Source organism: Nocardia huaxiensis (assembly GCF_013744875.1).
Taxonomy (GTDB): domain Bacteria; phylum Actinomycetota; class Actinomycetes; order Mycobacteriales; family Mycobacteriaceae; genus Nocardia; species Nocardia huaxiensis.
On the sequence record NZ_CP059399.1, the window covers coordinates 1,286,498 to 1,309,207 of the forward strand.

General features: G+C 65.6%; 30 protein-coding genes. 22 read left to right on the forward strand and 8 right to left on the reverse strand.

Going from position 1 to position 22,710, the window contains the following annotated elements:
• Positions 1-41: 41 nt before the first annotated feature.
• Positions 42-2,093 (reverse strand): M13 family metallopeptidase, encoded by a 2,052-nt coding sequence (locus H0264_RS05800; protein WP_181583004.1) that lies wholly within the window; start codon positions 2,091-2,093, stop codon positions 42-44.
• 349 nt (positions 2,094-2,442) lie between these two features.
• Here H0264_RS05800 and rplN point away from each other — a divergent pair, with 349 nt between their 5' ends.
• The 5 genes from rplN to H0264_RS05830 all read left to right on the forward strand — a co-directional run bounded on the left by rplN (position 2,443) and on the right by H0264_RS05830 (position 4,528).
• Positions 2,443-2,811: a 50S ribosomal protein L14 gene (rplN, locus tag H0264_RS05805; RefSeq protein WP_033090674.1), complete on the forward strand. Its 369-nt coding sequence runs from the start codon at positions 2,443-2,445 to the stop codon at positions 2,809-2,811.
• Positions 2,812-2,813: 2 nt separating this feature from the next.
• The gene (gene rplX, locus H0264_RS05810) at positions 2,814-3,128 is read left to right on the forward strand and encodes a 50S ribosomal protein L24 (protein WP_181583005.1); all 315 of its coding nucleotides are present in this window, start codon (positions 2,814-2,816) and stop codon (positions 3,126-3,128) included.
• A gap of 1 nt (position 3,129) precedes the next feature.
• Complete coding sequence (rplE, locus tag H0264_RS05815) at positions 3,130-3,696, forward strand: 50S ribosomal protein L5 (RefSeq protein ID WP_157388598.1); 567 nt, start codon at positions 3,130-3,132, stop codon at positions 3,694-3,696.
• A gap of 3 nt (positions 3,697-3,699) precedes the next feature.
• Positions 3,700-3,885, forward strand: coding sequence for a type Z 30S ribosomal protein S14 (locus tag H0264_RS05820; protein WP_029923637.1), 186 nt, complete (start codon positions 3,700-3,702; stop codon positions 3,883-3,885).
• A gap of 271 nt (positions 3,886-4,156) precedes the next feature.
• Positions 4,157-4,528 carry a type II toxin-antitoxin system PemK/MazF family toxin gene (locus tag H0264_RS05830; protein ID WP_181583006.1) on the forward strand — a complete coding sequence of 124 codons (372 nt, stop codon included), beginning with the start codon at positions 4,157-4,159 and terminating at the stop codon, positions 4,526-4,528.
• Positions 4,529-4,648: 120 nt separating this feature from the next.
• Here the strand turns inward: H0264_RS05830 and H0264_RS05835 are convergent, their stop codons facing one another.
• A complete protein-coding gene (locus H0264_RS05835; protein ID WP_181583007.1) occupies positions 4,649-4,990 on the reverse strand; it encodes a hypothetical protein in 342 nt (113 codons plus the stop codon).
• A 114-nt stretch (positions 4,991-5,104) separates the two neighbouring features.
• On the opposite strand from H0264_RS05835, the gene H0264_RS05840 reads away from it, so the two are divergent.
• Positions 5,105-6,112, forward strand: a complete 1,008-nt coding sequence (locus H0264_RS05840; protein WP_181583008.1) for a phosphatidylinositol-specific phospholipase C — start codon at positions 5,105-5,107, stop codon at positions 6,110-6,112.
• Here H0264_RS05840 and H0264_RS05845 read toward each other — a convergent pair.
• From H0264_RS05845 to H0264_RS05855, 3 genes are all read right to left on the reverse strand, one after another.
• A complete protein-coding gene (locus H0264_RS05845; RefSeq protein ID WP_181583009.1) occupies positions 6,086-6,985 on the reverse strand; it encodes a bile acid:sodium symporter family protein in 900 nt (299 codons plus the stop codon). The two genes, H0264_RS05840 and H0264_RS05845, sit on opposite strands and share 27 nt — an antisense overlap.
• Before the next feature lie 164 nt (positions 6,986-7,149).
• Positions 7,150-7,623 (reverse strand): SRPBCC family protein, encoded by a 474-nt coding sequence (locus tag H0264_RS05850; protein ID WP_181583010.1) that lies wholly within the window; start codon positions 7,621-7,623, stop codon positions 7,150-7,152.
• A gap of 145 nt (positions 7,624-7,768) precedes the next feature.
• Positions 7,769-8,698 (reverse strand): CAP domain-containing protein, encoded by a 930-nt coding sequence (locus H0264_RS05855; RefSeq protein ID WP_220139950.1) that lies wholly within the window; start codon positions 8,696-8,698, stop codon positions 7,769-7,771.
• A gap of 329 nt (positions 8,699-9,027) precedes the next feature.
• Between H0264_RS05855 and H0264_RS05860 the strand changes: the two genes are divergently transcribed.
• From H0264_RS05860 to H0264_RS05910, 11 genes are all read left to right on the forward strand, one after another.
• Positions 9,028-9,990 carry a hypothetical protein gene (locus H0264_RS05860; RefSeq protein ID WP_220139951.1) on the forward strand — a complete coding sequence of 321 codons (963 nt, stop codon included), beginning with the start codon at positions 9,028-9,030 and terminating at the stop codon, positions 9,988-9,990.
• Positions 9,991-10,233: 243 nt separating this feature from the next.
• On the forward strand, positions 10,234-10,632 hold the full coding sequence (gene rpsH, locus H0264_RS05865; RefSeq protein ID WP_181583013.1) for a 30S ribosomal protein S8: 399 nt from the start codon (positions 10,234-10,236) through the stop codon (positions 10,630-10,632).
• A gap of 14 nt (positions 10,633-10,646) precedes the next feature.
• Entirely contained in the window at positions 10,647-11,186 is a 540-nt protein-coding gene (rplF, locus tag H0264_RS05870) for a 50S ribosomal protein L6 (RefSeq protein ID WP_181583014.1), read from the forward strand.
• Positions 11,187-11,189: 3 nt separating this feature from the next.
• Complete coding sequence (rplR, locus tag H0264_RS05875; RefSeq protein ID WP_231084095.1) at positions 11,190-11,597, forward strand: 50S ribosomal protein L18; 408 nt, start codon at positions 11,190-11,192, stop codon at positions 11,595-11,597.
• 31 nt (positions 11,598-11,628) lie between these two features.
• Complete coding sequence (rpsE, locus tag H0264_RS05880; protein ID WP_181583015.1) at positions 11,629-12,267, forward strand: 30S ribosomal protein S5; 639 nt, start codon at positions 11,629-11,631, stop codon at positions 12,265-12,267.
• A gap of 1 nt (position 12,268) precedes the next feature.
• A complete protein-coding gene (gene rpmD, locus H0264_RS05885) occupies positions 12,269-12,448 on the forward strand; it encodes a 50S ribosomal protein L30 (protein ID WP_181583016.1) in 180 nt (59 codons plus the stop codon).
• Positions 12,449-12,450: 2 nt separating this feature from the next.
• Entirely contained in the window at positions 12,451-12,894 is a 444-nt protein-coding gene (gene rplO, locus H0264_RS05890) for a 50S ribosomal protein L15 (protein ID WP_181583017.1), read from the forward strand.
• A gap of 155 nt (positions 12,895-13,049) precedes the next feature.
• Complete coding sequence (gene secY / locus H0264_RS05895; protein WP_181583018.1) at positions 13,050-14,369, forward strand: preprotein translocase subunit SecY; 1,320 nt, start codon at positions 13,050-13,052, stop codon at positions 14,367-14,369.
• On the forward strand, positions 14,366-14,911 hold the full coding sequence (locus tag H0264_RS05900) for an adenylate kinase (protein ID WP_181583019.1): 546 nt from the start codon (positions 14,366-14,368) through the stop codon (positions 14,909-14,911). Before secY ends, H0264_RS05900 begins: the two co-directional genes overlap by 4 nt.
• The gene (gene map / locus H0264_RS05905; protein ID WP_181583020.1) at positions 14,911-15,711 is read left to right on the forward strand and encodes a type I methionyl aminopeptidase; all 801 of its coding nucleotides are present in this window, start codon (positions 14,911-14,913) and stop codon (positions 15,709-15,711) included. Before H0264_RS05900 ends, map begins: the two co-directional genes overlap by 1 nt.
• 69 nt (positions 15,712-15,780) lie before the next feature.
• A complete protein-coding gene (locus tag H0264_RS05910; protein ID WP_181583021.1) occupies positions 15,781-16,599 on the forward strand; it encodes an SDR family NAD(P)-dependent oxidoreductase in 819 nt (272 codons plus the stop codon).
• Positions 16,600-16,605: 6 nt separating this feature from the next.
• On the opposite strand, the gene H0264_RS05915 is transcribed toward H0264_RS05910, so the two are convergent.
• The 3 genes from H0264_RS05915 to dtd form a co-directional block, all read right to left on the reverse strand.
• Positions 16,606-17,202, reverse strand: a complete 597-nt coding sequence (locus H0264_RS05915) for an AAA family ATPase (protein ID WP_181585320.1) — start codon at positions 17,200-17,202, stop codon at positions 16,606-16,608.
• Positions 17,203-17,324: 122 nt separating this feature from the next.
• Complete coding sequence (locus H0264_RS05920; protein WP_181583022.1) at positions 17,325-17,867, reverse strand: hypothetical protein; 543 nt, start codon at positions 17,865-17,867, stop codon at positions 17,325-17,327.
• 165 nt (positions 17,868-18,032) lie between these two features.
• Positions 18,033-18,476: a D-aminoacyl-tRNA deacylase gene (gene dtd, locus H0264_RS05925; protein WP_181583023.1), complete on the reverse strand. Its 444-nt coding sequence runs from the start codon at positions 18,474-18,476 to the stop codon at positions 18,033-18,035.
• Positions 18,477-18,581: 105 nt separating this feature from the next.
• Between dtd and H0264_RS38955 the strand changes: the two genes are divergently transcribed.
• The 5 genes from H0264_RS38955 (at position 18,582) to H0264_RS05950 (ending at position 22,709) form a co-directional block, all read left to right on the forward strand.
• Entirely contained in the window at positions 18,582-20,603 is a 2,022-nt protein-coding gene (locus H0264_RS38955) for a hypothetical protein (RefSeq protein WP_181583024.1), read from the forward strand.
• Positions 20,600-21,400, forward strand: a complete 801-nt coding sequence (locus H0264_RS05935; RefSeq protein ID WP_181583025.1) for an ESX secretion-associated protein EspG — start codon at positions 20,600-20,602, stop codon at positions 21,398-21,400. Before H0264_RS38955 ends, H0264_RS05935 begins: the two co-directional genes overlap by 4 nt.
• Positions 21,400-21,687, forward strand: coding sequence for a hypothetical protein (locus H0264_RS05940; RefSeq protein ID WP_181583026.1), 288 nt, complete (start codon positions 21,400-21,402; stop codon positions 21,685-21,687). Before H0264_RS05935 ends, H0264_RS05940 begins: the two co-directional genes overlap by 1 nt.
• 179 nt (positions 21,688-21,866) lie before the next feature.
• Positions 21,867-22,193 (forward strand): hypothetical protein, encoded by a 327-nt coding sequence (locus H0264_RS05945; RefSeq protein ID WP_181583027.1) that lies wholly within the window; start codon positions 21,867-21,869, stop codon positions 22,191-22,193.
• A gap of 3 nt (positions 22,194-22,196) precedes the next feature.
• Positions 22,197-22,709, forward strand: coding sequence for a YbaB/EbfC family nucleoid-associated protein (locus tag H0264_RS05950; protein WP_181583028.1), 513 nt, complete (start codon positions 22,197-22,199; stop codon positions 22,707-22,709).
• The last annotated feature ends 1 nt before the right edge of the window (position 22,710 follow it).

The window sequence follows — 22,710 nt, forward strand, 5'->3', positions numbered from 1 at the left end:
GAGGCTACCGGTGCACCGCCGGGTCACGCGCGGTCAGCGGATCACAGAGTGACGCGATCGGACTGCGGCAGGAATTCCTTGTCGCCTTCCTTCACGTCGTAGGTCGTGTAGAAGTCGGCCAGATTGCGGACCACCTGATTGCAGCGGAATTCCGCGGGGGAGTGCGGATCATTGGCGATCTGCTGTTCCAGCGACGCGACGGTCATCTTGGTGCGCCAGGTGCGGCCCCACGATTCGAACATGGGCTTCAGATCCGGATTGTCGACGCCCTTGCGCTTCTCGACCAGTCGATAGGCGGCGAGCGAGATTTCCAGGCCGCGCAGATCGGCCAGATTCTCACCGACGGTGAGTTCGCCATTGACATGCTGATCCGGTGGCAGGCCCTCCGGCACCAGCTTGTCGTACTGCGCGATGAGCTGATCGGTCTTGGCCTGGAACGCCGCCTTGTCCTCCGGCGTCCACCAGTCCTTCAGATTGCCGTCGGCGTCGTATTTGCTGCCCTGATCGTCGAATCCGTGCCCGATCTCGTGGCCGATGACCGCGCCGCCCGCACCGTAGTTGACCGCCGCCTGCGCGTCGGGGTCGAAGAACGGCGGCTGCAGGAACGCGGCCGGGAAGACGATCTCGTTGGCGCTCGGGTTGTAGTAGGCGTTGACGGTTTGCGGCGGCATGCCCCATTCGGTCTTGTCGACCTTGGTGCCGAGGCGGTCGAACATTCGCTTCGACTCGAAATCGCCCACATTGCGCAGGGATTCGATCAGCTTGCCGCGGGTGATGGTGACCTTGGAGTAGTCTTCCCACTTGTCCGGGTAGCCGATCTTCGGGTCGATCTTGTCGAGTTTGACGATGGCGGCCTCGCGGGTGGGCGGGGACATCCAGGTGGAGTTCTTGAAATTCTCCCGGTACGCCTCGCGCAGATCGCCGACCATGTCGAGGGCCTGCTTCTTCGCCTCGGGCGGGAAATGCTTTGCCACATACAGCTTTCCGAGCGCCTCGCCCAGATTGCTGTTGACGGTGGATATTCCCGACTTCCACAGTTCCGGGCGCTGCTCCAGCCCGGCCATGGTCTTGCCGAAGAAGTCGAAGTTCGCGTCGCGGATCTCCTTCTTCAGGTAGGGGGCGAAGGCGCGGACCAGGCTCAGCTTCAGGTATTCACGCCAGGTGCCGATCTCGACGAGCCCCCACAGCTGTCCCGCGGCGGTCATGAACGAGGGCTCGCCCACGTTCACCTTCTGGAACAGGTCCTTCGGGCGGTCGGTGTTGCCCGCCAGCCACGGATCCCAATCGAACTGCGGGGCAAGGGCTTTGAGCTCGTCCCAGGTCTTCAGATTGTAGGTGGCGTCGGTGTCGCGCAGCTTGACGTTGTCCCACTGGTCGCGCGCGATGCGGGATTCCAGGTCCACCACCCGCTGCGCGACAGCCGTCGCATCCGCGAAACCCGCTGCGGTGGAGATCTTTTCCATGAAGGTGCGGTAGGCCGCCAGCTTGTCGGCGTTCTCGGGATCGTTGTAGTACTGCTCGTCCAGGCCGGTGCCCGCCTGCCCGACGAACGGCAGATAGGCATTGGAATCCTTGGGGTCCGCGCCGACCCCGAGCCCGATCAGGCCCACGCCCGGCAGCGCGCCCATCACCTTCGCGAGATCGGGCTTGGTCTGCGCCTTGTCGATCTCGTCGAAGAGGTCCTGCAACGGGGTCATGCCGAGCTTGTCCAGCTCCGTCTCGTCCAACCGGGCGTCGTAGAGATCCCGGATCTTCTGATCCTCGGTCCCGCCCTTCGGATTGTGGATGCCCTCGACGATCTCTTTGAGCTGCTTCTCCACCCGATCCGAGACCTCGTCGAAAGTTCCGAACGACACCTTGTCCGGCGGCAGCTGATATTCGTTCAGCCACTTCCCGTTGACGAACCGGTACAGATCGTCCTGCGGCCGGATGCTCGGATCCGACCCGGACATATCCGGACCTATCAGCTGGGTCGACTTCGAGGAGGTGCTGTCACTCCTCGAACAGGCGGGCAGCAGCGCGGCGGCGGGCACCAGGCCCAGCGCTAGCAGGAACTTGCGGCGGTCAAGAGCGAGGGAGCGCTCGGACGTCAACGCGAATCTCCTCCACGGGATGATCGGATGTTGCTCGGACCTTGCTGCGCGCGACGCTAGTCAAGACAGCTGAGGAAGACCTGAAACACGCAGAGCCTCGCCGAGGGGTTCGCGTGAAGCCCCCGAGAGTGGGGGTCACCCCCCTCGATTTGGGTGCGACCTGGGGCTTCGTTACTATGGACCGGTTGCCTGCGGGAGCTATGCCCGCACTTCGGCCGCGAACCCACAGTGGTTGATCTTCCGGTTCGGTTGTGAAACCGCTGGCAGGCGTGCGTTTGAAGGGCAACTGACCATGCCCGTCGGGTCGGCAATCCGGCGTGCATTTCGTCCAGGTCTAGGAGGAGCTGAAGTGATTCAGCAGGAGTCGCGACTGCGCGTCGCCGACAACACGGGTGCGAAGGAAATCCTTTGCATCCGCGTGCTCGGTGGTTCGTCGCGTCGCTATGCCGGCATCGGCGACATCATTGTCGCCACCGTCAAGGACGCCATCCCCGGCGGCAACGTGAAGAAGGGCGAGGTCGTCAAGGCCGTCGTCGTTCGCACCGTCAAGGAGCGTCGTCGTCCGGACGGTTCGTACATCAAGTTCGATGAGAACGCTGCGGTGCTCATCAAGGCGGACAACGATCCGCGTGGCACCCGCATCTTCGGCCCCGTCGGCCGTGAGCTGCGCGAGAAGCGTTTCATGAAGATCGTTTCGCTGGCGCCGGAGGTGCTCTAACTATGAAGGTGCACAAGGGCGACACCGTCATCGTCGTCTCGGGTAAGGACAAGGGCGCCAAGGGCAAGGTCATTCAGGCCTTCCCGGCGACCGGCAAGGTCCTGGTCGAGGGCGTGAACCGGATCAAGAAGCACGTCGCGAACTCCGCGAACCAGCGTGGCGCCAGCTCGGGCGGCATCGTCACTCAGGAAGCGCCGATCCAGGCCTCCAACGTGATGGTCGTCGACTCCGACGGCAAGCCGACCCGCGTGGGCTACCGCACCGACGAGAACGGCAAGCGGGTCCGCATCTCCCGTCGCAACGGGAAGGACATCTGAGATGACTTCTACTGAGAACAAGGTGCAGCCGCGCCTGAAGGCGCGCTACCGCGCCGAGATCAAGGACGCGCTGCAGAGCGAGTTCAACTACGCCAACGTGATGCAGATCCCCGGCGTGGTCAAGGTTGTCGTCAACATGGGTGTCGGCGACGCCGCCCGTGACGCCAAGCTGATCAACGGTGCGGTCGCCGACCTCACCCTGATCACCGGCCAGAAGCCCGAGATCCGCAAGGCCACCAAGTCCATCGCGCAGTTCAAGCTGCGTGAGGGCATGCCGATCGGCGCGAAGGTCACCCTGCGCGGCGACCGCATGTGGGAGTTCCTGGATCGCCTGATCTCCATCGCGCTGCCCCGTATCCGCGACTTCCGCGGTCTGTCGCCGAAGCAGTTCGACGGCAACGGCAACTACACCTTCGGTCTCTCGGAGCAGTCCATGTTCCACGAGATCGACGTCGACAAGATCGACCGCCCCCGCGGTATGGACATCACCGTCGTCACCACCGCGACCAACAACGAGGAAGGCCGCGCCCTCCTGAAGCACCTCGGCTTCCCGTTCAAGGAGAACTGATCCATGGCTAAGAAGGCTCTGATCAACAAGGCCAACGCCAAGCCGAAGTTCGCTGTGCGCGCCTACACCCGCTGCCAGCGCTGCGGCCGCCCGCACGCCGTCTACCGCAAGTTCGGCCTCTGCCGCGTCTGCCTCCGCGAGATGGCCCACCGCGGCGAACTCCCGGGCGTGCACAAGTCGTCCTGGTAATCACCCCCTGGTGACCCCGGACCACTGAATCAGCAAGGGCCCTCCCGAGTCTCGACTCGGGAGGGCCCTTGTCATTTGAGCCGACTACTGCGGATCGTCAGACCGCGATTATGGTCAGCAGGGGTTCCAGCCCTTTGAAGTCGTCCGCGTTGCGCGTGAAAAGGGGAAGATCGTTCGCTGATGCGATCGCGGCGATCATCAAATCCATCCGGCGCGGCTTGGTATCTCTGCGGGCGGAATATGCCACCATCGACGGGCCGGGCGCAGTACGGTGACCGCTCCTCGTCGCGGCGAGGTGTGGGCCTATCTGCCCAGCGTGGCCGGTCGAGCGGAACCCAGTCACATCGGTGCGGACCGCGTTCTGGTTCTGTCCAACGACACCATCAACACCGGCCCGACGGATGTCGTCATGGCGGTACCGGTCGCCAGTGGGCACCGAGTCTCGTACCCGACGGTGGTCGATATCGGAACCATCGATGACCTCACCATCCAGGCTCTGCCGTACAAACTGCGCCTCATCCCGAAAATGTGGCTGGCAATGCGCGTCGCCGTGGTGGATCCCGTTGCGGTGGAACGAGTTCGAGACGCAGTCCTGGAATGCACCAGCGGTGGATACCCGCCGCTCCCGGATGACCTCACATAGCAGTGGTGCAAGGAATCAAGCAAGCCGAAGCGGCGATCGAGGGTCTCTAGCATCACGACCAGGAGGTGGCTGTGGTGCGAAACTACTGCCACCGGTGCCGTGGACTTCGGCAATATCGATTCAGTCGCAGCTGCCGGTCGCGGCGTCGCGTACGCCGTCGATGGTGGCCTGGCGTTCGGTGTCGTTCAGGGATGTCCATTCCGGGGTGGCCGGTAGGGCGGCGATCGCTTCCTCCACGGCCTTCGTCACGGCGGAATCGCCACCGCTGGTGCGGTATTGGGCGACTGTGGCCAGCAGGCCGCGGCAGGTGGATTCGCGGAGGGCGGCCGGGGTCGAACCGGTCGCCGCGGCGGTGGTGGACGCGCTCACCGGCGCTGCCGCGGTGGTGTCGCTGCTGGTCCCGCAGGCCGTGAGGGTCAGGGCCGCGAGGGGGAGGGCGAGCGCGACAGCTGTTTTGATCATGGGTACTCCTTGTCCGGCGGAGGGGGACACTACCTCGGCCCGAGCTGAAGCGTGGCTGTTTCGGTTTGGCGAAACCTGGAAACTTGGTCTGGCGTCCAGTTAAGCTCTCGCCGCATGACGTCCACTCGCCGAGGCTTCCTCGCGGCCACCCTGGGGGCTGCCGTGGCCGCCGGACTGCCCACCGCTCCCGCGTACGCCACGCCCCGCCCGCCGCGCCGAGTGGTCGCCGCCCCGCAGTCCTGGATGTCCAACCTTCCCGATGATCGTTCGCTGCTGCGCCTGACGATCCCGGGCACCCACGACTCCTGCTCCGACAGCCCCCTCAACGGAACCCCCTGGGCGCAAACCCAGAACTGGAGTCTCGCCGACCAATTCGCGCACGGAATCCGCTTCCTCGACATCCGCTGCAATGGCCTGCAAGACCATATGAGCGACTCCTTCGGCATCTATCACGGCCCCGCCTACCAGGGCATCACCTTCGACGGCGTGCTCAACGAATGCCGAACCTTCCTCACCCGCAACCCTGGCGAAGTTCTCATCATGCGGGTCAAGAAGGAGAATGGCACCGACAATGACGTGGGCGCCGACTTCGAGCGAATCTTCAAGGGCTACTTGGATATCAAGGGGTATCGCTCGCTGTTCTGGATCGGTGACCACGTTCCCGCGCTGGGCGCGGCGCGCGGCCGCATCGTCCTGATCACCGAGTTCGACAACACCCTCCCGGCCCTACGGTGGCCGGGCGGCGACAATGGCAACCTCTCGAATTCCACCTTCTACGTTCAGGACCGCTACCAGAATCGTGGCCTGGCCGGCCTGGAATCGGGCTCGGCGGGCACCGGCTCCACCCGCACCGGCTCCTCCGGCGGCGACAAATTCGACTACATCGCAGCCTGTTTCGACAAAGCCGCCACCGATCCCGCCAATACCCAGCTCTACATCAACTTCACCAGTTACGCCGACCGCGCCTGGCCCGTCGACAATGCCGCCGCCATCATGCCGAAGGTCGAGCGGTACCTGACCGAAAAACAAGGCGTACCAGCCCATCTCGGCGTGGTTCCCATGGACTTCCCCGACCTGCACCCGAAGGTCCTGGACCTACTCCTGGAACGAAACACCCACTGACGCCGCGGCGGATTCGCGGTCGTGGCGGCGGGTGATGAGCCAGCCGACGGTGGCGGCGAGCGGGAACATGAGGACGCCGTAAACGGCTGCGGGGACGGCGATTTCGGTGCTGTCGAGGACGCTGATGGCGATGGTGATGGCAATCGTGCTGTTGTGGATGCCGATCTCCATGGAGCAGGCGATGGACTGGCGGGGCTCGATGCCGAGCAGGCGTGGGAGGAAGTAGCCGGCGGTGAGGCTGATCAGGCAGAAGAGTGTGGTCACCGCGCCGACGTCGACCAGGTAGGAGACCAGGTTGTCGCGCTCGGCGGTCATTGTTCCGATGACGACCAGGGCGAGGGTGAGTGCGGAGCCGATGCGGACGGGGCGGTCCATGCGGTCGGCGAACCGCGGCGACAGCCGCCGCACCACCATCCCGATGACCACGGGAATCAGCACGATGGCGAAAACCTGTGCCGCCTTGCCGAATTGCAGTCCCACCACCCCGGACTCGGCGGGATCGAAGTAGTTGATCGCGAAGTTGGTGATCAGCGGCAGCGTGAATACCGCAATGATCGAATTGACCGCTGTGAGAGTCACATTCAGCGCCACATCGCCCCGGAAGAGATGACTGAACAGGTTGGCAGTCGTCCCGCCCGGCGACGCGGCCAGCAGCATCATGCCGACGGCGAGCAATGGGGGCAGATCGAACAGCAGCACCAAACCGAATGCGGCAGAAGGCAATACAACCAACTGGCAAAACAGTGCGACGCCAACCGTGCGAGGATGCCGCGCCACCCGGGTGAAGTCGTCGACGGTGAGGGACAACCCGAGCCCGAACATGATCACGGCCAACGCCACCGGCAGGCCCACGGACACAAGTGGCGAATCCATGGCGGTCCTCACTTCTTCGACCGGATCTCCGAACAACCCGCACTCTGAGACCCATGCGTCTCAGAGTGCTCGAAGAGTAGCCGATTGTGACCCACGTCGCACCCGATTCGTCCCGTTTACCGACCGGCGACGGGATGCCGCCACACCAGCCGAATCGGCCTGTGTCACAGCGAGGCTGCCACTTCCTGCAGCTGAGCCATGCCGATCGGCGCGAACTCCTCCATCCCCGACTGCGCCATCCCGTCGCGATCCGCGACGGACTGGAACACCGACAGAGTGGTGACCTTGGTCTTCCCGTCCACCTCTTCGAACGTGATGGTCTCCAGCGACACGTGCCCGGGGGTGCCGTCGAATTCGAAGGTATGGACGATGCGATCGGCGCTGACCTCGTGGTACACGCCGCGGAAGCCGTACTCGTTGCCCTCCGGGTCGACATGCGTGATCCGCCACGAGCCGCCGGTGAAGGGTTCGAATTTCTCGACCTTGCTGGTGAGTTCGCGGGGTCCCCACCAGCGCAGGTACAGGTCGATCTCGGTGTGGGCGCGGTAGACGGCGGCCTTCGGCGCGTCGATGACGGCGCTGACGGTGGCGACGTGGCTGTTGGGCTCGGCGGTGTAGGTGGTTTCGGGGTTGCTCATTGTTCTGTCCTCGTCCCTGTGTGGGTTTGTCGCCGCATCCCCTGCGGCCTCGAAATATTGGACGAGACGAGCCTGCCGGATTAATCGGTTCGCCGCGGAAGATTCCGGCGGCCTTCTCTCCCTGGCGGTTTCGGCCCGCCGAAGATCACCAGGTCAGGCCGAAGAGTTGCGTCCAGTGATCGCCCACCCGGCCGACGCCGATATGCGTGAAGTCGGGCGCGAGGATGTTCGCGCGGTGTCCGGGACTGTTCATCCAGCCGTCGACCACCTCTTCCGCGCTGCGCTGCCCCCACGCGATGTTCTCGGCGATCCCGCGATAGTCGATCCCCGCGTCCTTCGTGCGATCCCACGGTTGCCGCCCGTCCAGGCCGGTGTGCGAGAAGTAACCGCGTGCGAGCATGTCGCCGCTGTGCGCGCGAGCTACCGCGCTCAATCGGACATCTGAAGCGAGTGGCCGCAGCCCGTGCCGCGCCCGCTCGGCGTTCGTGCGCGCGATGACCTCGGAGACATCGGCGCTGATCGGCGTGCCGCCGGCGGCCGCAGCGCGCTGGGCCGCTGATCGTGGGTTCGCGGCGTACGGGTCGGCGGCGCGCGTGGCCGCGGCGAAGGGGACGGCGTGCGGCGTCGCGCCCGCAGGCAGCCCGGCACGCGGAGGGGGCGCGGCCGGTGGAGCGCTGTCCTCGATTACTTCGACGCCGTAATCGCGCGCGATCCCGGCCAGCCCGTCGGCATAACCCTGTCCCAGCGCTCGCAGCCGCCATTCGCCGCTGCGGCGATACACCTCGGCGAGCAGCAGCGCTCGCACCCCGGGGGAGGGCGGGGCGGTGAAACGCAACTCGAGACCACGCCCGCCGACGCTCAGCTCGAGCTGCCCCGGCGAGATCGCGTGCTGGGCCGGACCGGCCACCAGGGTCAGCCGAGTCGCACCGGCGCGCAACAGATTTCGTTCCACGGTCACGACGCTCCCGCGCAGTCGCACCCCGGGCGCGTCCGGCTGGTTGTAGAACACGAAATCGGCATCCCCGTCGACCCGGCCGCTGTCACCGGTGATGATCACCGACAGATCGAACGTCACCGGCGCCCGCATGGTCAGCGTTCCGTCTGGCAGTGGAAGCACGCCTCCAGGCGTCAATTCGCGCACGACAACTCTCCGGTGGACCGAACTGGAGGAAGCATGCCGCATCCCCCCGCATCGATCATTCCAGCCACCGGCCGACTCGGCCACGTCCGGCGGCCGACGCACGGATTGGCTTGCCGGGCAACAGCATCGGACAGCTTCACGGTGAGCTCCGCCCGCACCGCCCCAGTTCACGGGCGGTTGGCCAGCGCGCCGATCGCATGCGTCGACGGCAAGGCACTGACCCCTCGTGTCGATGCGGGAACCGGATCCGGCAGACTCCCCGCGTGAGTTCTCCAGGGGGAAAGTCTGCGCGGCTGTCGGCCGTGATCGCCATATTGCTGTTGGCAGCCGTGGGTTGTGCGAAGGACACCGAGCCTGCGCCGCCGAGCGGGTTCTGGTTCACCGAGCCGCGGAACGATGATCAGCGGTTGGAGGTATTGCGGCGGCAACGTGCAGTCGACCCGTGCGCGCTGCTGCCGAGAGCGGAGCTGGAGAAATACGGTCCGGTGCGATCGGTCCGTCACGATCAGCCGAATACGTGCGAGGTGAACGCCGGTTCGGACCAGCCGGGCAAGGGGACCGGGGCAAGCTTGGCCGTCATCGGCGGAACCCTTCAGGGGTCCGGTAAGGGCGTCGAGAAGACCGTGGCGGGGGTGCCGGCGTCGTTCCTGGCGGACCGCGACGGCGTCGATGCGGCGGATTTCGCCAAGACCGTCCTCCGAAGCTGCCAGGTGACGTCACGGTTTCCCGCCGGTGGCGGCCTGATGATGTTGATCAGCACCGAGCTCGGCACCGAGCCGTGTCCGGTCGCGGAGTCGCTGCTGGCGGTTGCCTTGACGGAGTGGATGAAGGAACCGCCGCGCGGCACCGCGCCGGAGACGGTGCGGACGATTCTCACCAATGCTGATCCCTGTGCGGTGCTGTCGCGGCTGGGGGCGACGGTCGACGCGGCGCATCGGAGAATGCAGACCTGTGATTTCGCTTATCGTGGTGATGAGGTCACGGTGAACTACGACTATCAGGAAGAGCGGCTGGCCTTCGATACCGAGCGGGACGAGTTGCTCGCAGGCGCCCGGTATCCGGTGTATCGCAAGGTTTTGTCCGAGTACACCTTTCACACCGCGGTGCTGGGCCCCGTGATCGACCCGGCGTTGCCCGACTCCCGGATTCCGATCGTCTCGGTGAGTGGCGCGAACTCGGAGGTGGTCGCCGCGGTGATGGACGAGGTGCTCACGCTCTTCCCGTGACGTGTGGCCCCCGCCACCTCGGCGGACCCCGATTTGGCCCTGGTGGGGGCCTTGTTTACACTGGACCGGTTGCTTGGGCACAGCTATGTCCGTACGCGTCTGCGTCGGCCATACGCCCGAGAGGCGCAATTATCCGGTCGGGCAACCCCGGCTGGACCGAATCCCGAATTGTCGTAGGCCCACGACCGCCGCTTTTTGACGGTGCTGGATGGGAACCGCGGCGAGAAAGGTAGCGGTCAACTCATGACCATGACTGATCCGATCGCAGACTTCTTGACCCGTCTGCGCAACGCCAACTCGGCGTACCACGATCAGGTGAAGGCTCCGCACTCCAAGCTCAAGGCGAACATCGCCGAGATCCTGAAGCGTGAGGGCTACATCGCCGATTACCGCACCGAAGATGCGACCGTCGGCAAGACCCTGATCGTCGACCTGAAGTACGGCCCGTCCCGTGAGCGCTCCCTGCAGGGTGTGCGTCGCGTGTCGAAGCCGGGTCTGCGGGTTTACGCGAAGTCCACCAACCTGCCCAAGGTGCTGGGCGGCCTCGGCGTGGCCATCATCTCCACGTCCCAGGGTCTGCTTACCGACCGTCAGGCCAAGCAGCAGAGTGTAGGCGGGGAAGTCCTCGCCTACGTCTGGTAAGGGAGGTAGGAACAATGTCGCGTATCGGTAAGAAGCCGATCCCGGTTCCCGCCGGCGTCGAGGTCACCATCGACGGCCAGAACATCACGGTGAAGGGTTCCAAGGGCACCCTGTCGCACGTGGTCGCGGAGCCGATCACTGTTACCAAGGCCGAGAACGGTGAGCTCGAGGTCGTTCGTCCGAACGACGAGCGCCTGAACCGCTCGCTGCACGGCCTGACCCGCACCCTGATCAACAACATGATCATCGGTGTGACCCAGGGCTACGAGAAGAAGATGGAAATCTTCGGCGTCGGTTACCGCGTGCAGGCCAAGGGCTCGAACCTGGAGTTCGCCCTGGGCTACTCGCATCCGGTTCCGGTCGACGCCCCCGAGGGCATCACCTTCGCGGTGGAGTCCCCGACCAAGTTCTCGGTGTCCGGCATCGACAAGCAGAAGGTCGGCCAGATCGCCGCGGTGATCCACGGCCTGCGTAAGCCCGACCCGTACAAGGGCAAGGGCATCCGCTACGCCGGCGAGGTCGTTCGCCGCAAGGTCGGAAAGACGGGTAAGTAAGCCATGGCACAGACTGAGAACCAGAAGGCCAAGCGCCTGCCGGTCGGCAAGGACGTTTCGACCAAGCGTCGTCTCTCGAAGACGCGTCGTCACTTCCGTCTGCGCAAGAAGGTCGTCGGCACTTCGGAGCGTCCGCGCCTCGTCGTGAACCGCTCTTCGCGTCACCTGCACGCTCAGCTCATCGACGACTCCGCCGGCAAGACCATTGCCGCCGCGTCGTCCATCGAGGCCGATGTGCGTGCGCTCGAGGGTGACAAGTCCGCCAAGGGCGCCAAGGTCGGCGAGCTCATCGCCGCCCGCGCCAAGGCCGCCGGCGTCGAGGCGGTCGTGTTCGACCGTGGTGGTCACGACTACCACGGCCGTATCGCGGCCCTCGCCGATGCCGCCCGTGAAGGTGGGCTGAAGTTCTGATGATCAACACTGCGAACGAAGGGAACGTCTGATGCCGGGACGTCAGCGGCGTGACGGCGGAAACAACGGTCCCGCCGGCCAGAATGGCAGCAATGACCGTGAGGGTGGCCGGGGTCGTCGTAACGACCGCCGCGACCAGCAGCAGCAGGAGAAGAGCAACCAGCTCGAGCGCGTAGTCGCGATCAACCGCGTCTCCAAGGTCGTGAAGGGTGGTCGTCGCTTCAGCTTCACCGCCCTCGTGATCGTGGGTGACGGCAACGGTCTGGTCGGCGTCGGCTACGGCAAGGCCAAGGAAGTTCCCGCTGCCATTCAGAAGGGTGTCGAGGAGGCTCGCAAGGGCTTCTTCCGCGTCCCGATGATCGGTTCCACCATCACTCACCCGGTTCAGGGTGAGGCGGCGGCCGGTGTCGTCATGCTGCGTCCGGCTTCGCCCGGTACCGGTGTGATCGCCGGTGGCGCGGCCCGTGCCGTGCTGGAATGCGCTGGTATCCACGACATCCTGGCCAAGTCGCTCGGTAGCGACAACGCCATCAACGTCGTGCACGCCACCGTTGCTGCTCTGAAGCAGCTGCAGCGCCCCGAAGAGGTTGCCGCTCGCCGCGGTCTGCCGATCGAGGATGTTGCTCCTGCGGGCATGCTGCGGGCGCGCGCGGGACAGGGAGCTCACTGATATGGCACAGCTCAAGGTGACCCAGATCAAGTCGTCCATCGGCGCCAAGTCGAATCAGCGGGACTCGCTGCGCACCCTCGGGCTGCGTGGCATCCGCCAGACCGTGGTGCGTGAGGACAATGCGCAGAACCGCGGCCTGATCAACGTCGTGCGCCACCTCGTTCAGGTTGAGGAGGTCTAAGCATGACCATCAAGTTGCACCACCTGCGTCCGGCCCCCGGGTCCAAGACCGAGAAGACCCGTGTGGGTCGCGGTGAGGGCTCGAAGGGCAAGACCGCGGGCCGCGGTACCAAGGGTACGAAGGCTCGCAAGAACGTCCCGGTCCGCTTCGAGGGCGGTCAGATGCCGATTCACATGCGTCTGCCCAAGCTCAAGGGCTTCACCAACCCGTTCCGCACCGAATACCAGGTCGTGAACGTCGGTGACATCGCCCGCCTGTTCCCGCAGGGCGGCGCCGTGGGCAAGGCCGAATTGGTCGCCGCGGGTCTCGTTCGCAAGAACGAGCTCGTGAAGGTGCTCGGCGAGGGCGAAATCGGTGTGGCCGTTCAGGTTTCCGCCGACAAGTTCTCCGGCTCCGCTGCGGAGAAGATCACCGCGGCCGGTGGCACTGCCACCACGCTGGCCTGACGGTAGGCTGAAAACACAGAGGCACCGGGCGAGCCGCGAGCTCGCCCGGTGTCACTGTTAAAGTTCAAGTGTTGTCTGCCAACACCGTCATGTCTATCGGCGTTGTCCAATCGCTGAAGTCATGGCCTGACCCATGTCGTTAGCCAGGAGGATCTGTGCTTTCCGCCTTCGTGTCGGCTTTCCGGACCCCGGACTTACGGCGGAAGATTCTCTTCACGCTGGGCCTGATCGCGTTGTACCGGCTCGGTGCCTCGCTGCCCTCCCCGGGCGTCAGTTACAAGAACGTTCAATACTGTGTTGATCAGGTCAACGGCGGCGATTCCGCTGGCATCTACCAGCTGATCAACCTTTTCTCCGGCGGCGCGCTGCTGCAGCTCTCGGTGTTCGCGATCGGCATCATGCCCTACATCACGGCGAGCATCATCATCCAGCTGCTGACCGTCGTCATTCCGCGGTTCGAGGAACTGCGAAAAGAAGGCCAAGCTGGGCAGTCGAAGATGACGCAGTACACGCGTTATCTGTCGATCGCGCTGGCCGTTCTCCAGTCGACGGGTCTTGTCGCGCTCGCTGCGCGCGGTCAGCTGCTGCAGGGCTGTGCCAAGGACATCCTCGACGACACGAGCATTTTCGGCATGGTCATCATCGTGCTGGTCATGACGGCCGGTGCGGCGCTGGTCATGTGGTTCGGCGAGCAGATCACCGAGCGCGGTATCGGCAACGGTATGTCGCTGCTCATCTTCGCCGGTATCGCGGCCCGTATTCCGGCCGAGGGCAAGACCATCTGGGATTCCGGTTCCAAGATCAAGTTCGCGCTGGTCATCCTGGCCGCGCTGGTGGTCATCGTCGGCGTCATCTTCGTCGAGCAGGGTCAGCGCCGGATTCCGGTGCAGTACGCCAAGCGCGTGGTGGGCCGCAAGATGTACGGCGGTTCCTCGACCTACCTGCCGCTGAAGGTGAACCAGGCCGGCGTCATCCCGGTGATCTTCGCGTCCTCGCTGCTGTACCTGCCGAACCTGCTGGCGCAGTTGACCAAGAGCAATTCCGGCGATCCGGCGAAGTGGCAGGAGTTCATCTCCAAGTACCTCGTCAACCCGAGCAACCCGGTCTATGTGACGATCTACTTCGCACTGATCGTGTTCTTCACCTACTTCTACGTCGCGATCACCTTCAACCCTGAAGAGCGCGCGGACGAGATGAAGAAGTTCGGCGGCTTCATCCCGGGTTACCGTCCGGGCAAGCCCACCGCCGATTACCTGAACTACGTCCTCAGCCGTATCACGCTGCCCGGCTCGATCTATCTGGGCGCGGTGGCGGTGCTCCCGAATGTCTTCCTGAATATCGGTAACAACTCCGGTGTGCAGAACTTGCCGTTCGGCGGTACCGCGGTGCTGATCATCGTGAGTGTCGGCCTCGATACGGTGAAGCAGATCGAGAGCCAATTGATGAACCGTAACTACGAAGGGTTCCTGAAGTGAGACTTGTTTTTCTCGGACCGCCCGGCGCCGGTAAAGGCACGCAGGCCGAACAGGTTGCGGAGAAACTCGGTGTCCCGCACATCTCCACCGGGAATCTCTTCCGCACCAACATCTCCGAGCAGACTCCGCTCGGCCGTGAGGCGCAGCAGTACCTGGACGCGGGCAACCTGGTGCCCTCCGACGTCACCAACCGCATGGTCGAGGCGCGCATCGCCGAGCCGGACGCGGTGAACGGCTTCGTGCTGGACGGCTACCCGCGCACCATCGATCAGGCCGAGGCCCTGGAGAAGATGCTGAAGGAGTCGGGCCACGAGCTCGATTCGGTCATCTCGCTCGAGGTCGCCGAGGAGATCCTGGTCGAGCGCATGCTCGCCCGTAAGCGCGCCGACGACACCGAAGAGGTCATTCGCAACCGCATGCGCGTGTACCGCGAGGAGACCGAGCCGCTGCTGTCCTACTACGACGGACACATCACCGCCATCGACGGCGTCGGCGAGATCGACGAGGTCAATGCGCGGATCCTGAAGGCCCTGGGCCGTTAATGGTCTTCGGCCGGAAGACCAAGAAGGTGGTGCCGTTCCGCACCGCCGGTGAACTGGACGCCATGGCGGCGGTCGGCGCTGTCGTCGGTCGTGCGCTGGTGGCGGTGCGTAATGCCGCCAAGCCCGGGGTTTCCACCCTGGAGTTGGACGAGGTCGCAGAGCAGGTCATCCGCGATGCCGGAGCGGTCCCGTCCTTCAAGGGCTACCACGGCTTCCCGGGCTCGATCTGCTCCTCGGTGAACGACCGTGTGGTGCACGGCATCCCGACCAAGGACGAGGTGCTGTCCGAGGGCGACCTGGTGTCGATCGACTGCGGCGCCATCCTGGACGGCTGGCACGGTGATTCGGCGTGGACGTTCGGCGTCGGCCAGATCATCGAGGCCGACCGCCTGCTCAGCGAGGCCACCCGGATCTCCATGGAGGCCGGTATCGCCGCCATGCTCCCGGGCAACCGCCTCACCGATGTCTCGTACGCCATCGAAATGGGTACGCGGGCAGCGGAAGCCGAGCACGGCCGCGCCTACGGCATCGTCGACGGCTACGGCGGGCACGCCATCGGCCGTGAGATGCACATGGATCCGTTCCTCCCCAATGAGGGCAAGCCGGGCAAGGGCCCGCTGCTGCGCGTCGGCTCGGTGCTCGCCATCGAGCCCATGCTGACGCTCGGCACCACGGAAACCAAAGTCCTGGAAGACGATTGGACAGTCGTCACCACCGATGGTTCCCGCGCCGCGCACTGGGAGCACACGGTCGCCGTCACCGAGGACGGCCCCCGCATCCTGACCCTGCGTCCGGAATAGGTACTTTCCGCAGGAAACGCCGCATCCTCCTTCCCGGAGGGTGCGGCGTTTCTCGTGTTGGATGGGCGCATGGCCGACAAGGTTGTGCTCATCACCGGAACGTCGACGGGTATCGGGCTCGCGCTGGCGGCGGCGGCCGTCGACGCGGGGTATCGGGTGGTTGCCACGCTGCGGAATCCGGATCGTGGTGATGCGGTGCGGTCCACGGGCGCGGATGTCCGCACACTCGATGTGACGGACGCGAAGTCGGTGGCGGACTGCCTGGCCGGGGTGATCGCGGATTACGGGCGACTGGATGCCGTGGTCAACAATGCGGGCGCGTCGGTGCTCGGCACGGTGGAGAACCTGCCGATGGCGGAGATCCGGCGGGCGCTGGAGGTCAACTTCTTCGGCGTGGTCGAGGTGACCCGCGCGGCCATGCCGCACCTGCGCGCGTCCGGGGGCCGGGTGGTGACGGTGTCGAGTGTCGGCGGCGTGGTCGGCCAGCCGTTCAATGAGGCGTACTGTGCCGCCAAGTTCGCGGTGGAAGGCTTCATGGAGAGCCTGGCTCCGGTGGCCGCCACGGTCGGCGTGGGCGTGAGCCTGGTCGAACCCGGTGCCGTGGCAACGGAATTCGTGGCCAACGCGGGGGTGAACCCGGCCCATGCCATTGCCGAAGCGGGCCCGTACGCTCCCGCGCTGAAGGCGTACATCGAGCGCACCCTGGGCGCCTACACGGTCGGGCAGACCGCGGAAGAGGTTGCGGCGGTGGTGATGCAGGCGCTGACCGCCGAACCGATCGTCTTCCGCTGGCAAACCTCCGACTGGGCAAGGGATTTCGTCACCAACAAGCTGTTGGACCTGGATGGTTCCAGGGTGCAGGGCCTGACCGGCGGCTGGGTCTCCTAGCGCCCGTCAGAACCGAATGTGCCGGACTCCCACCAGAGCTCGGCGCAACCGGGTGCGGATCGGGCCGTCGGTGTCGGGGGTGAGGGTGAGGCCGGCGGAGGCCGCGATGCGGTCGGCGACCTCGGTGATGTCGATATGGTCGGTGTGGATGTGTTCGGCGAATTCGGGGGCCTGGAGGGCTTCGAGGCAGGGGTCGATGCGGGCGATGGCCCAGCTTTCGGGGCGCAGGCCGAACCATTCGCGCTCGCGGAGTCTGTTCGCGACCGTCGCGTGTTCGGCGAGCAGGGCGAAATGCCGCACGTCGTGGCCGGATTCGCGAAGGCGGCCTACCGTTTCGTCGAAATAGGCCGGGACCACCACGGTCATCGGGGCGATGACGACACCGTCGTGTTTTCTCAGCACCAGGTCGAGGGCTTCGAATACGCCTTGCCGCCAGGCGGGGAAATCCTGGAAATCCGTACGCAATTCGGCGGGGATGGTGCGGTGTATGCCGAAACCGACCATTTCCGGGTCGCATACGACGCTGCCGGGGAGTCGGCGGTGCAATTCGTATGCGGTCTGGGTCTTTCCGCCGCCGAAGGGGCCGTTGATCCACAGGAGCATGGTCGCCACTCTAACCAGATTCTCGCGTTGCGGCATTCGCGCGCTCGCTCGTGCGAAACGATGAAAGGCCCGTCTCCGGGATTTCCGGAGCGGGCCTTTCAGGCGTAGTCGGCAGTGTGGTTCTACTGCACCACGTTCGGGACGACGCTGGGGTTGGTGGCGCCCACGGCCGCGCCGATGCCCGCGCCCACGCCGGTGCCGATGGCGGCTCCGATGCCCGCGCCCACGGCCACGGGGACGGCTTCACCGGCGGCGAAGCCGAGGCCCGCGCCGACGAGTCCGCCGGTGATCGCACCGCCGGGAATGGTGCCGATCTCGGTCACTACGGCGGGAGCGCCGACGACGCTGCCGATGGCGGCACCGGTGACCGCGCCCACGCCGCCGCCGATCACGGCACCGGCCGCGCCGGCGGGCAGTCCGGCCACGCCGCCGACGATGCCGCCGCCGACCGCGCCCACACCGGCGCCGATGCCCGCGCCCACGGCCGCGCCGCTGGCGATCGGGTTGGAGGCGGGGGCGGCGACGGGCTGCACGGCTGCGACCGGCTGGGCCGGGGTTTCGGGGGTGGCGGCCGAGGCGGTGCCCGCGCCGACGCTCATGAGGAATGCCGGGACAGCTACGGCGACGGCGCCGATTCCGGCCTTGGTGACAAAGCTCTTCTTCATGGGAAATTGTCCTTCAGGATTCTCGAGACTGTTTGTCTCTACCTGGGACATTACTCGCTTGTGAAACGCGCTTGTTTATTCTTTCTGTCACGGAATTCCGGATACGTGTCGCAGGTCTCGCCCTATTTCCCCGGACCGGATTATCTGTGCGAGATTTGTCCGAATTCAGGATTCGAGAAGGATGGTGACCGGCCCGTCATTGGTCAGTTCCACGTGCATATGAGCGCCGAAACGTCCCGTCGCGACGGTGGCGCCCAATTCCCGCAGGGTGGCCGCGAACGCGTCGACGAGCGGCTCGGCGACCGGTCCCGGCGCGGCCGCCGACCAGGACGGGCGACGGCCCTTGGCGGTGTCGGCGTAGAGGGTGAACTGGCTGATCACCAGAATCGGCGCGCCCAGATCGGCGGCGGAACGCTCACCGTCGAGAATGCGCAGCCGGAACAGCTTGTCGGCCAAGGCTTTCGCGGTCGCCTCGGTATCGCTGTGGGTGACGCCGACCAGCGCCACCAATCCCTGGGGCGCGCCGTGCGCCGCCGGGTCTATGCGCCCGACCACCGCGCCGTCCACGGTCACCTGCGCGGAGCTCACGCGCTGCACCAGTACTCGCATGCCTGCGATCCTCCCGTATGCGTTTCGCCGGGGAATCCGCCGGGTCTTCAATCTGTAGCCATTTTCCGGTAACTCTTGCGGCATACGGTGTTTCGGCTGATTGGCGTGCAAAAGGTGGCATCGGAGGCGTGCTTCGTGGGTGAGTCGGGCTGGGCCGATTACGGCAAGGGCCAGAAGGTCAAGATCGATCTGGGGGTGGCGCTGAAATGCGCGCAGGCGTGTTCCGACATGATCGGCACGCTCAAGGCCGTCCAGGCGCACGCCAACGGGAGTCAGATCGGCAAGATGGACGGCGAGAAGTTCGGCGGCCTGGATTCTGGCATCGAGCTGGCCGGCAAGTTCAATGTCCTCGCGGCCCAGGTGGATCTGCAGATAACCAAGCACATCGCCGCATTGAACGACCTGGTGGACATGTTCAAGGACGCCGGGACCAGGTACAAGGACTCGGAGAAGGACACCGGGGGGATCTTCGAGAAACTCACGCTGGTCAGCCGCGATCCCGGCAAGGCCACGCTCACCGGTTCGGTGCCGAAGTTCACCACGCCCATCGACTCCAAGGCGAACCGCACGCCCCCGACCTCGATCACCGACCCCTCGGTGAAAACCGAGCGGCCCCAACCGGCGACCACCGCCGAGAATCCGGAGCGGCTCGGCCTCCGCGAACTCTACGACCTCGGGGTCGCCATCAATGCCGAACATGTCGGCAATGCGGCGATGGAATACCAGTACCTGACGGAGCAGGTGATCAAGGCCGCGAACACGCTCAAGACGAATTTCGTGAGTCTGACCGCGGAGAGCTGGGAGAGCAGTGCGGGCGACGCGGCGGTGGCTGCGATCGGCAGGTACGGCAATACGGCGATGGCGCTCGCGAACTGCATGAAGGTGGCCGATGAGAACCTCGCGTTCACGGCGCTGTGGCTGACGTCGACCAAGGCGCACATGCCGACCGATCCCGTCGAATCCGCCTGCGGTGACGACGAAGACGAGTACCAGGAGAAGTACAAGACGCATTACGCCGATGAGCTGCCGTATTCGGACAAGGCGTTTCCCATTGTGACCGAGGCCAATCCGCCGACCCCGGGGGAGCTGAAGCCGAAGGACGAGAAGCCCAAGGACGGCCAGGGTGACGGCCAGGGTGGTGGCCAGGGTGGTGGCCAAGGTGGTGGTCAGGGTGGTGGCCAGGGCGGCGGTCAGGGTGGTGGCCAGGGCGGCGGTCAGGGTGGAGGCCAGGGCGGCGGTCAGGGTGGAGGCCAGGGCGGCGGTCAGGGTGGAGGCCAGGGCGGCGGTCAGGGTGGAGGCCAGGGCGGCGGTCAAGGTGGAGGCCAGGGCGGCGGTCAAGGCGGCGGTCAAGGTGGAGGCCAGGGCGGCGGTCAAGGCGGTGGCCAAGGTGGAGGCCAGGGCGGTGGCCAGGGCGGTGGCCAGGGTGGTGGCCAAGGTGGAGGTCAGGGTGGTGGCCAAGGCGGAGGTCAGGGTGGTGGCCAAGGCGGTGGCGGCACCGGAAACGGTGGCGGTGGCACCGGCAGTGGCGGTTCCGGCTCGGGTAGTGGTGGTTCCGGTTCCGGTGGTTCCGGTTCGGGCAGTGGCAATTCCGGCAACGGCTCCAACGACAGTTCGAGCATTCAGTCGGCTCTGACGTCCTTGCTGAGCACCATCACCCAGACGCTGCCGACCCTCGCGCAGCAGCTGCCGGAGCTGATCGAGGCGCTCGAGAAGTTGCAGGGCGCCGACACCACCGACGACACGACCACCCCCGCGACCAATGACTTCTCCGGCCTCACAGGCGTTTTCGAGAAGTACCCGGAGTTGAAGGCGGCGCTCGCGTCGTCTCCGGAACTGGCCGCGTTGATCAGCACCAACACCGCGTTCAACCCGCTCGGCGAAATGCTGGGCATTGCGACCGCCGATGCCACGGTGACCAATGCCGCGACCGTGGACGACGGCGCCGCCACGACCACGCAGGTGCTTCCGCGCGCCTCGGTGCCCGAAACCGGTACCGGCCCACAGGATTGGACGCAGATCACCCCCGGACTCACCGCGGAACCGCAGCCCGACACCGGCTTCCGGCTCAATGACACCGAGCCGGCTCCGGCGGTCGTCGCCCCGGCGGACGAGGTGCTGGAGGTATGAGCAAGCGCTGGGAATTCACCGATCTGGAGTTCCGGGTGCTCTGGGAGCGTTTCGTCGGCCGCCGGCTGCCTGGTCCGCTCACCTTCCGGAGCGATATCGAGAAGTTGGACGATTTCGAGCACGCGAAGTTCGAGACGTGGGATCGGTTGCAGCCCACCGTCGATCCCGCGCTGCGCGAGATCTTGCCGATGATCCAGCGGCCCGAGGTGTTCGTCCGGGTGCGGGCCTGGCGTGACGACGATCGGGAGAATCCGCAGGAGTGGATCAGAATCCGCGCGGCGCGCTCGGATGCGCGCGGCTACCTGATCGTGCAGCATCCGGGCCGGACTCAACGGCACGCGAGCGGGTACACCCTCATCGACTGCGGTCCGCACGGTCTGGCCGACGGCATCGTGGAGCTGCTGCCGCAGGTCGGCGCGGGCCGGCACTCCGGAATCGCGCTGCGGAACACCGAGGTTCCGGGGACCGAGGACGACTGGCATCGTCCGCGGTCGCTGGTCTCCGAGGATGTCGAATACGCGGATGCCTACGATCACGACCGGTTCTTCGGCATTCCGGCGATCAAGACCGGCACCATCACCCTGCATCAGGGCCAGTCGAGTTTCGGCCCGCGTGGTTTGATCGAGCACAGCATGTTGTGGCGGGATCTGCCGGACGACGGCCGGTACCTGATCGAGTTGCCGTCGGACTCCCCGACGGCGGTCGGGGTGAGTGCCCGTGAGCTGTCCGACCGGATCGACGCGTGGCTGGACAAGCTGCACAGTCGTGTCGAAAACCATTGGGAGGTGCAGGGATAGTGCGTTTCGAACATCCTTCCGAGCCGGAGTTGCGCGCGAACTTCGAGGCCGAATTGCGTTCGGCGCTCGCGGGGGAGGGGCTGCACTCCGACACGGGTCTGGACGATGAGACCTCGACGGCGCTGCGGTCGCTGGCGGCGGCCTTCCCGAATGTGACGCAGCAGCTGGTGGACGCGGCGCGGGCCGCGTTCGCCGGGCAGCTGGACGGTTCCAATGCCCGCGCGGCCGACGAGTTGCTGGATCGCATGATCGCCGAGCACAACCGTCGGCACTCTGCGTCGGAGTAGCCGGTTTTCGCTGCTGTGCGCACGAATCACGCTGCGGTGCACAGTGGTTGGCTACCTGGCGAGCAACTGCCGTTCAAGTTCGGGCAATGGTCCGGTTACCGTGGCGCACTAGCGTTCCGGTGCGCGATCCACAGAACGGGTGCGGTTCCGCCCGCGAATTGTGATGAGGAGTGACGGCGATGACGGACAAGGTGCAGGCCTACATCGACCTGCTGGGTAAGGCCGGCGGCAAGACCGGCGATGTCCGCGATCGCATCAACAAGGTGCTCGACACCCTGGAGTCCTCGCTCGCGGCGCGCGGGCGTCCGTGGGGCACCGACGAGATCGGCGACCAATTCGCCAATGGCGCAAACGGTTACCAGGCGACATCGGTGAATCTTGTGAAGGGCGGCCGCAATATGTCCGGCACCTTCGACAACTTCTCCGACGCGCAGCTGAAGGCGGCGAAGGACCTGCGCGACACCGATTTCAACAGTGGCCGGGCTTACGGCCGGTCGGGGCGCTGATCCATGCCGAACGAGCGGGCCAAGGCCGAGATGCACGCCGTGCTGGAGGAAGTGCAGGAGCAGATGCGGCAGGTGGCGCGCATCCAGCAGGAGCGCGTCCAGCTGACCGCGAGCGTCACCGTGCGCAAGCGGGTGACGGTCACCGTGAACGCGGACGGCACCGTCATCGAAACCAAATTCGGTTCCGGCATAGCGGATCTGAGCTATGCCGAGATCGCGCGGGCGGTCACCGAGGCGGCGCAGGGGGCGTCGGCGGAGGTGGCCCGCAAGGGCGCGGAACTGATGCAGCCGTTCCAGGAGCGGCGCTCGCGCCTGCCCAAGCTGTCCGATCTGGTGGAGGGCATGCCGGATTTCGGCGCCATGATGCCGGCCGCGCCGCCGGTGTCGACCGCGCCGCTGAACTCGGCCGAGCGGGTGGCCGAACTGGAGAACGTTTCCGGCGCACCGGAATTCGAGGACGTCGAAGTGCGGCCGGGGCGGGGCCGGGACGGCGGAGTCACCGATTCCGGCTGGTGAT

Bases quoted from the DNA above. Each gene is read 5' to 3' on its own strand.
- rplE (WP_157388598.1), top strand. From the start codon at position 3,130: ATGACTTCTACTGAGAACAAGGTGCAGCCGCGCCTGAAGGCGCGCTAC.
- H0264_RS05935 (WP_181583025.1), top strand. From the start codon at position 20,600: ATGAGCAAGCGCTGGGAATTCACCGATCTGGAGTTCCGGGTGCTCTGG.
- rplF (WP_181583014.1), top strand. From the start codon at position 10,647: ATGTCGCGTATCGGTAAGAAGCCGATCCCGGTTCCCGCCGGCGTCGAG.
- H0264_RS05850 (WP_181583010.1), bottom strand. From the start codon at position 7,623: ATGAGCAACCCCGAAACCACCTACACCGCCGAGCCCAACAGCCACGTC.
- rplX (WP_181583005.1), top strand. From the start codon at position 2,814: ATGAAGGTGCACAAGGGCGACACCGTCATCGTCGTCTCGGGTAAGGAC.
- H0264_RS05910 (WP_181583021.1), top strand. From the start codon at position 15,781: ATGGCCGACAAGGTTGTGCTCATCACCGGAACGTCGACGGGTATCGGG.
- dtd (WP_181583023.1), bottom strand. From the start codon at position 18,476: ATGCGAGTACTGGTGCAGCGCGTGAGCTCCGCGCAGGTGACCGTGGAC.
- map (WP_181583020.1), top strand. From the start codon at position 14,911: ATGGTCTTCGGCCGGAAGACCAAGAAGGTGGTGCCGTTCCGCACCGCC.
- H0264_RS05915 (WP_181585320.1), bottom strand. From the start codon at position 17,202: ATGCTCCTGTGGATCAACGGCCCCTTCGGCGGCGGAAAGACCCAGACC.
- rpsE (WP_181583015.1), top strand. From the start codon at position 11,629: ATGCCGGGACGTCAGCGGCGTGACGGCGGAAACAACGGTCCCGCCGGC.
- H0264_RS05920 (WP_181583022.1), bottom strand. From the start codon at position 17,867: ATGAAGAAGAGCTTTGTCACCAAGGCCGGAATCGGCGCCGTCGCCGTA.
- rpmD (WP_181583016.1), top strand. From the start codon at position 12,269: ATGGCACAGCTCAAGGTGACCCAGATCAAGTCGTCCATCGGCGCCAAG.
- H0264_RS05840 (WP_181583008.1), top strand. From the start codon at position 5,105: ATGACGTCCACTCGCCGAGGCTTCCTCGCGGCCACCCTGGGGGCTGCC.
- H0264_RS05820 (WP_029923637.1), top strand. From the start codon at position 3,700: ATGGCTAAGAAGGCTCTGATCAACAAGGCCAACGCCAAGCCGAAGTTC.
- rplO (WP_181583017.1), top strand. From the start codon at position 12,451: ATGACCATCAAGTTGCACCACCTGCGTCCGGCCCCCGGGTCCAAGACC.
- H0264_RS05845 (WP_181583009.1), bottom strand. From the start codon at position 6,985: ATGGATTCGCCACTTGTGTCCGTGGGCCTGCCGGTGGCGTTGGCCGTG.
- H0264_RS05950 (WP_181583028.1), top strand. From the start codon at position 22,197: ATGCCGAACGAGCGGGCCAAGGCCGAGATGCACGCCGTGCTGGAGGAA.
- H0264_RS05835 (WP_181583007.1), bottom strand. From the start codon at position 4,990: ATGATCAAAACAGCTGTCGCGCTCGCCCTCCCCCTCGCGGCCCTGACC.
- rpsH (WP_181583013.1), top strand. From the start codon at position 10,234: ATGACCATGACTGATCCGATCGCAGACTTCTTGACCCGTCTGCGCAAC.
- H0264_RS05945 (WP_181583027.1), top strand. From the start codon at position 21,867: ATGACGGACAAGGTGCAGGCCTACATCGACCTGCTGGGTAAGGCCGGC.
- rplR (WP_231084095.1), top strand. From the start codon at position 11,190: ATGGCACAGACTGAGAACCAGAAGGCCAAGCGCCTGCCGGTCGGCAAG.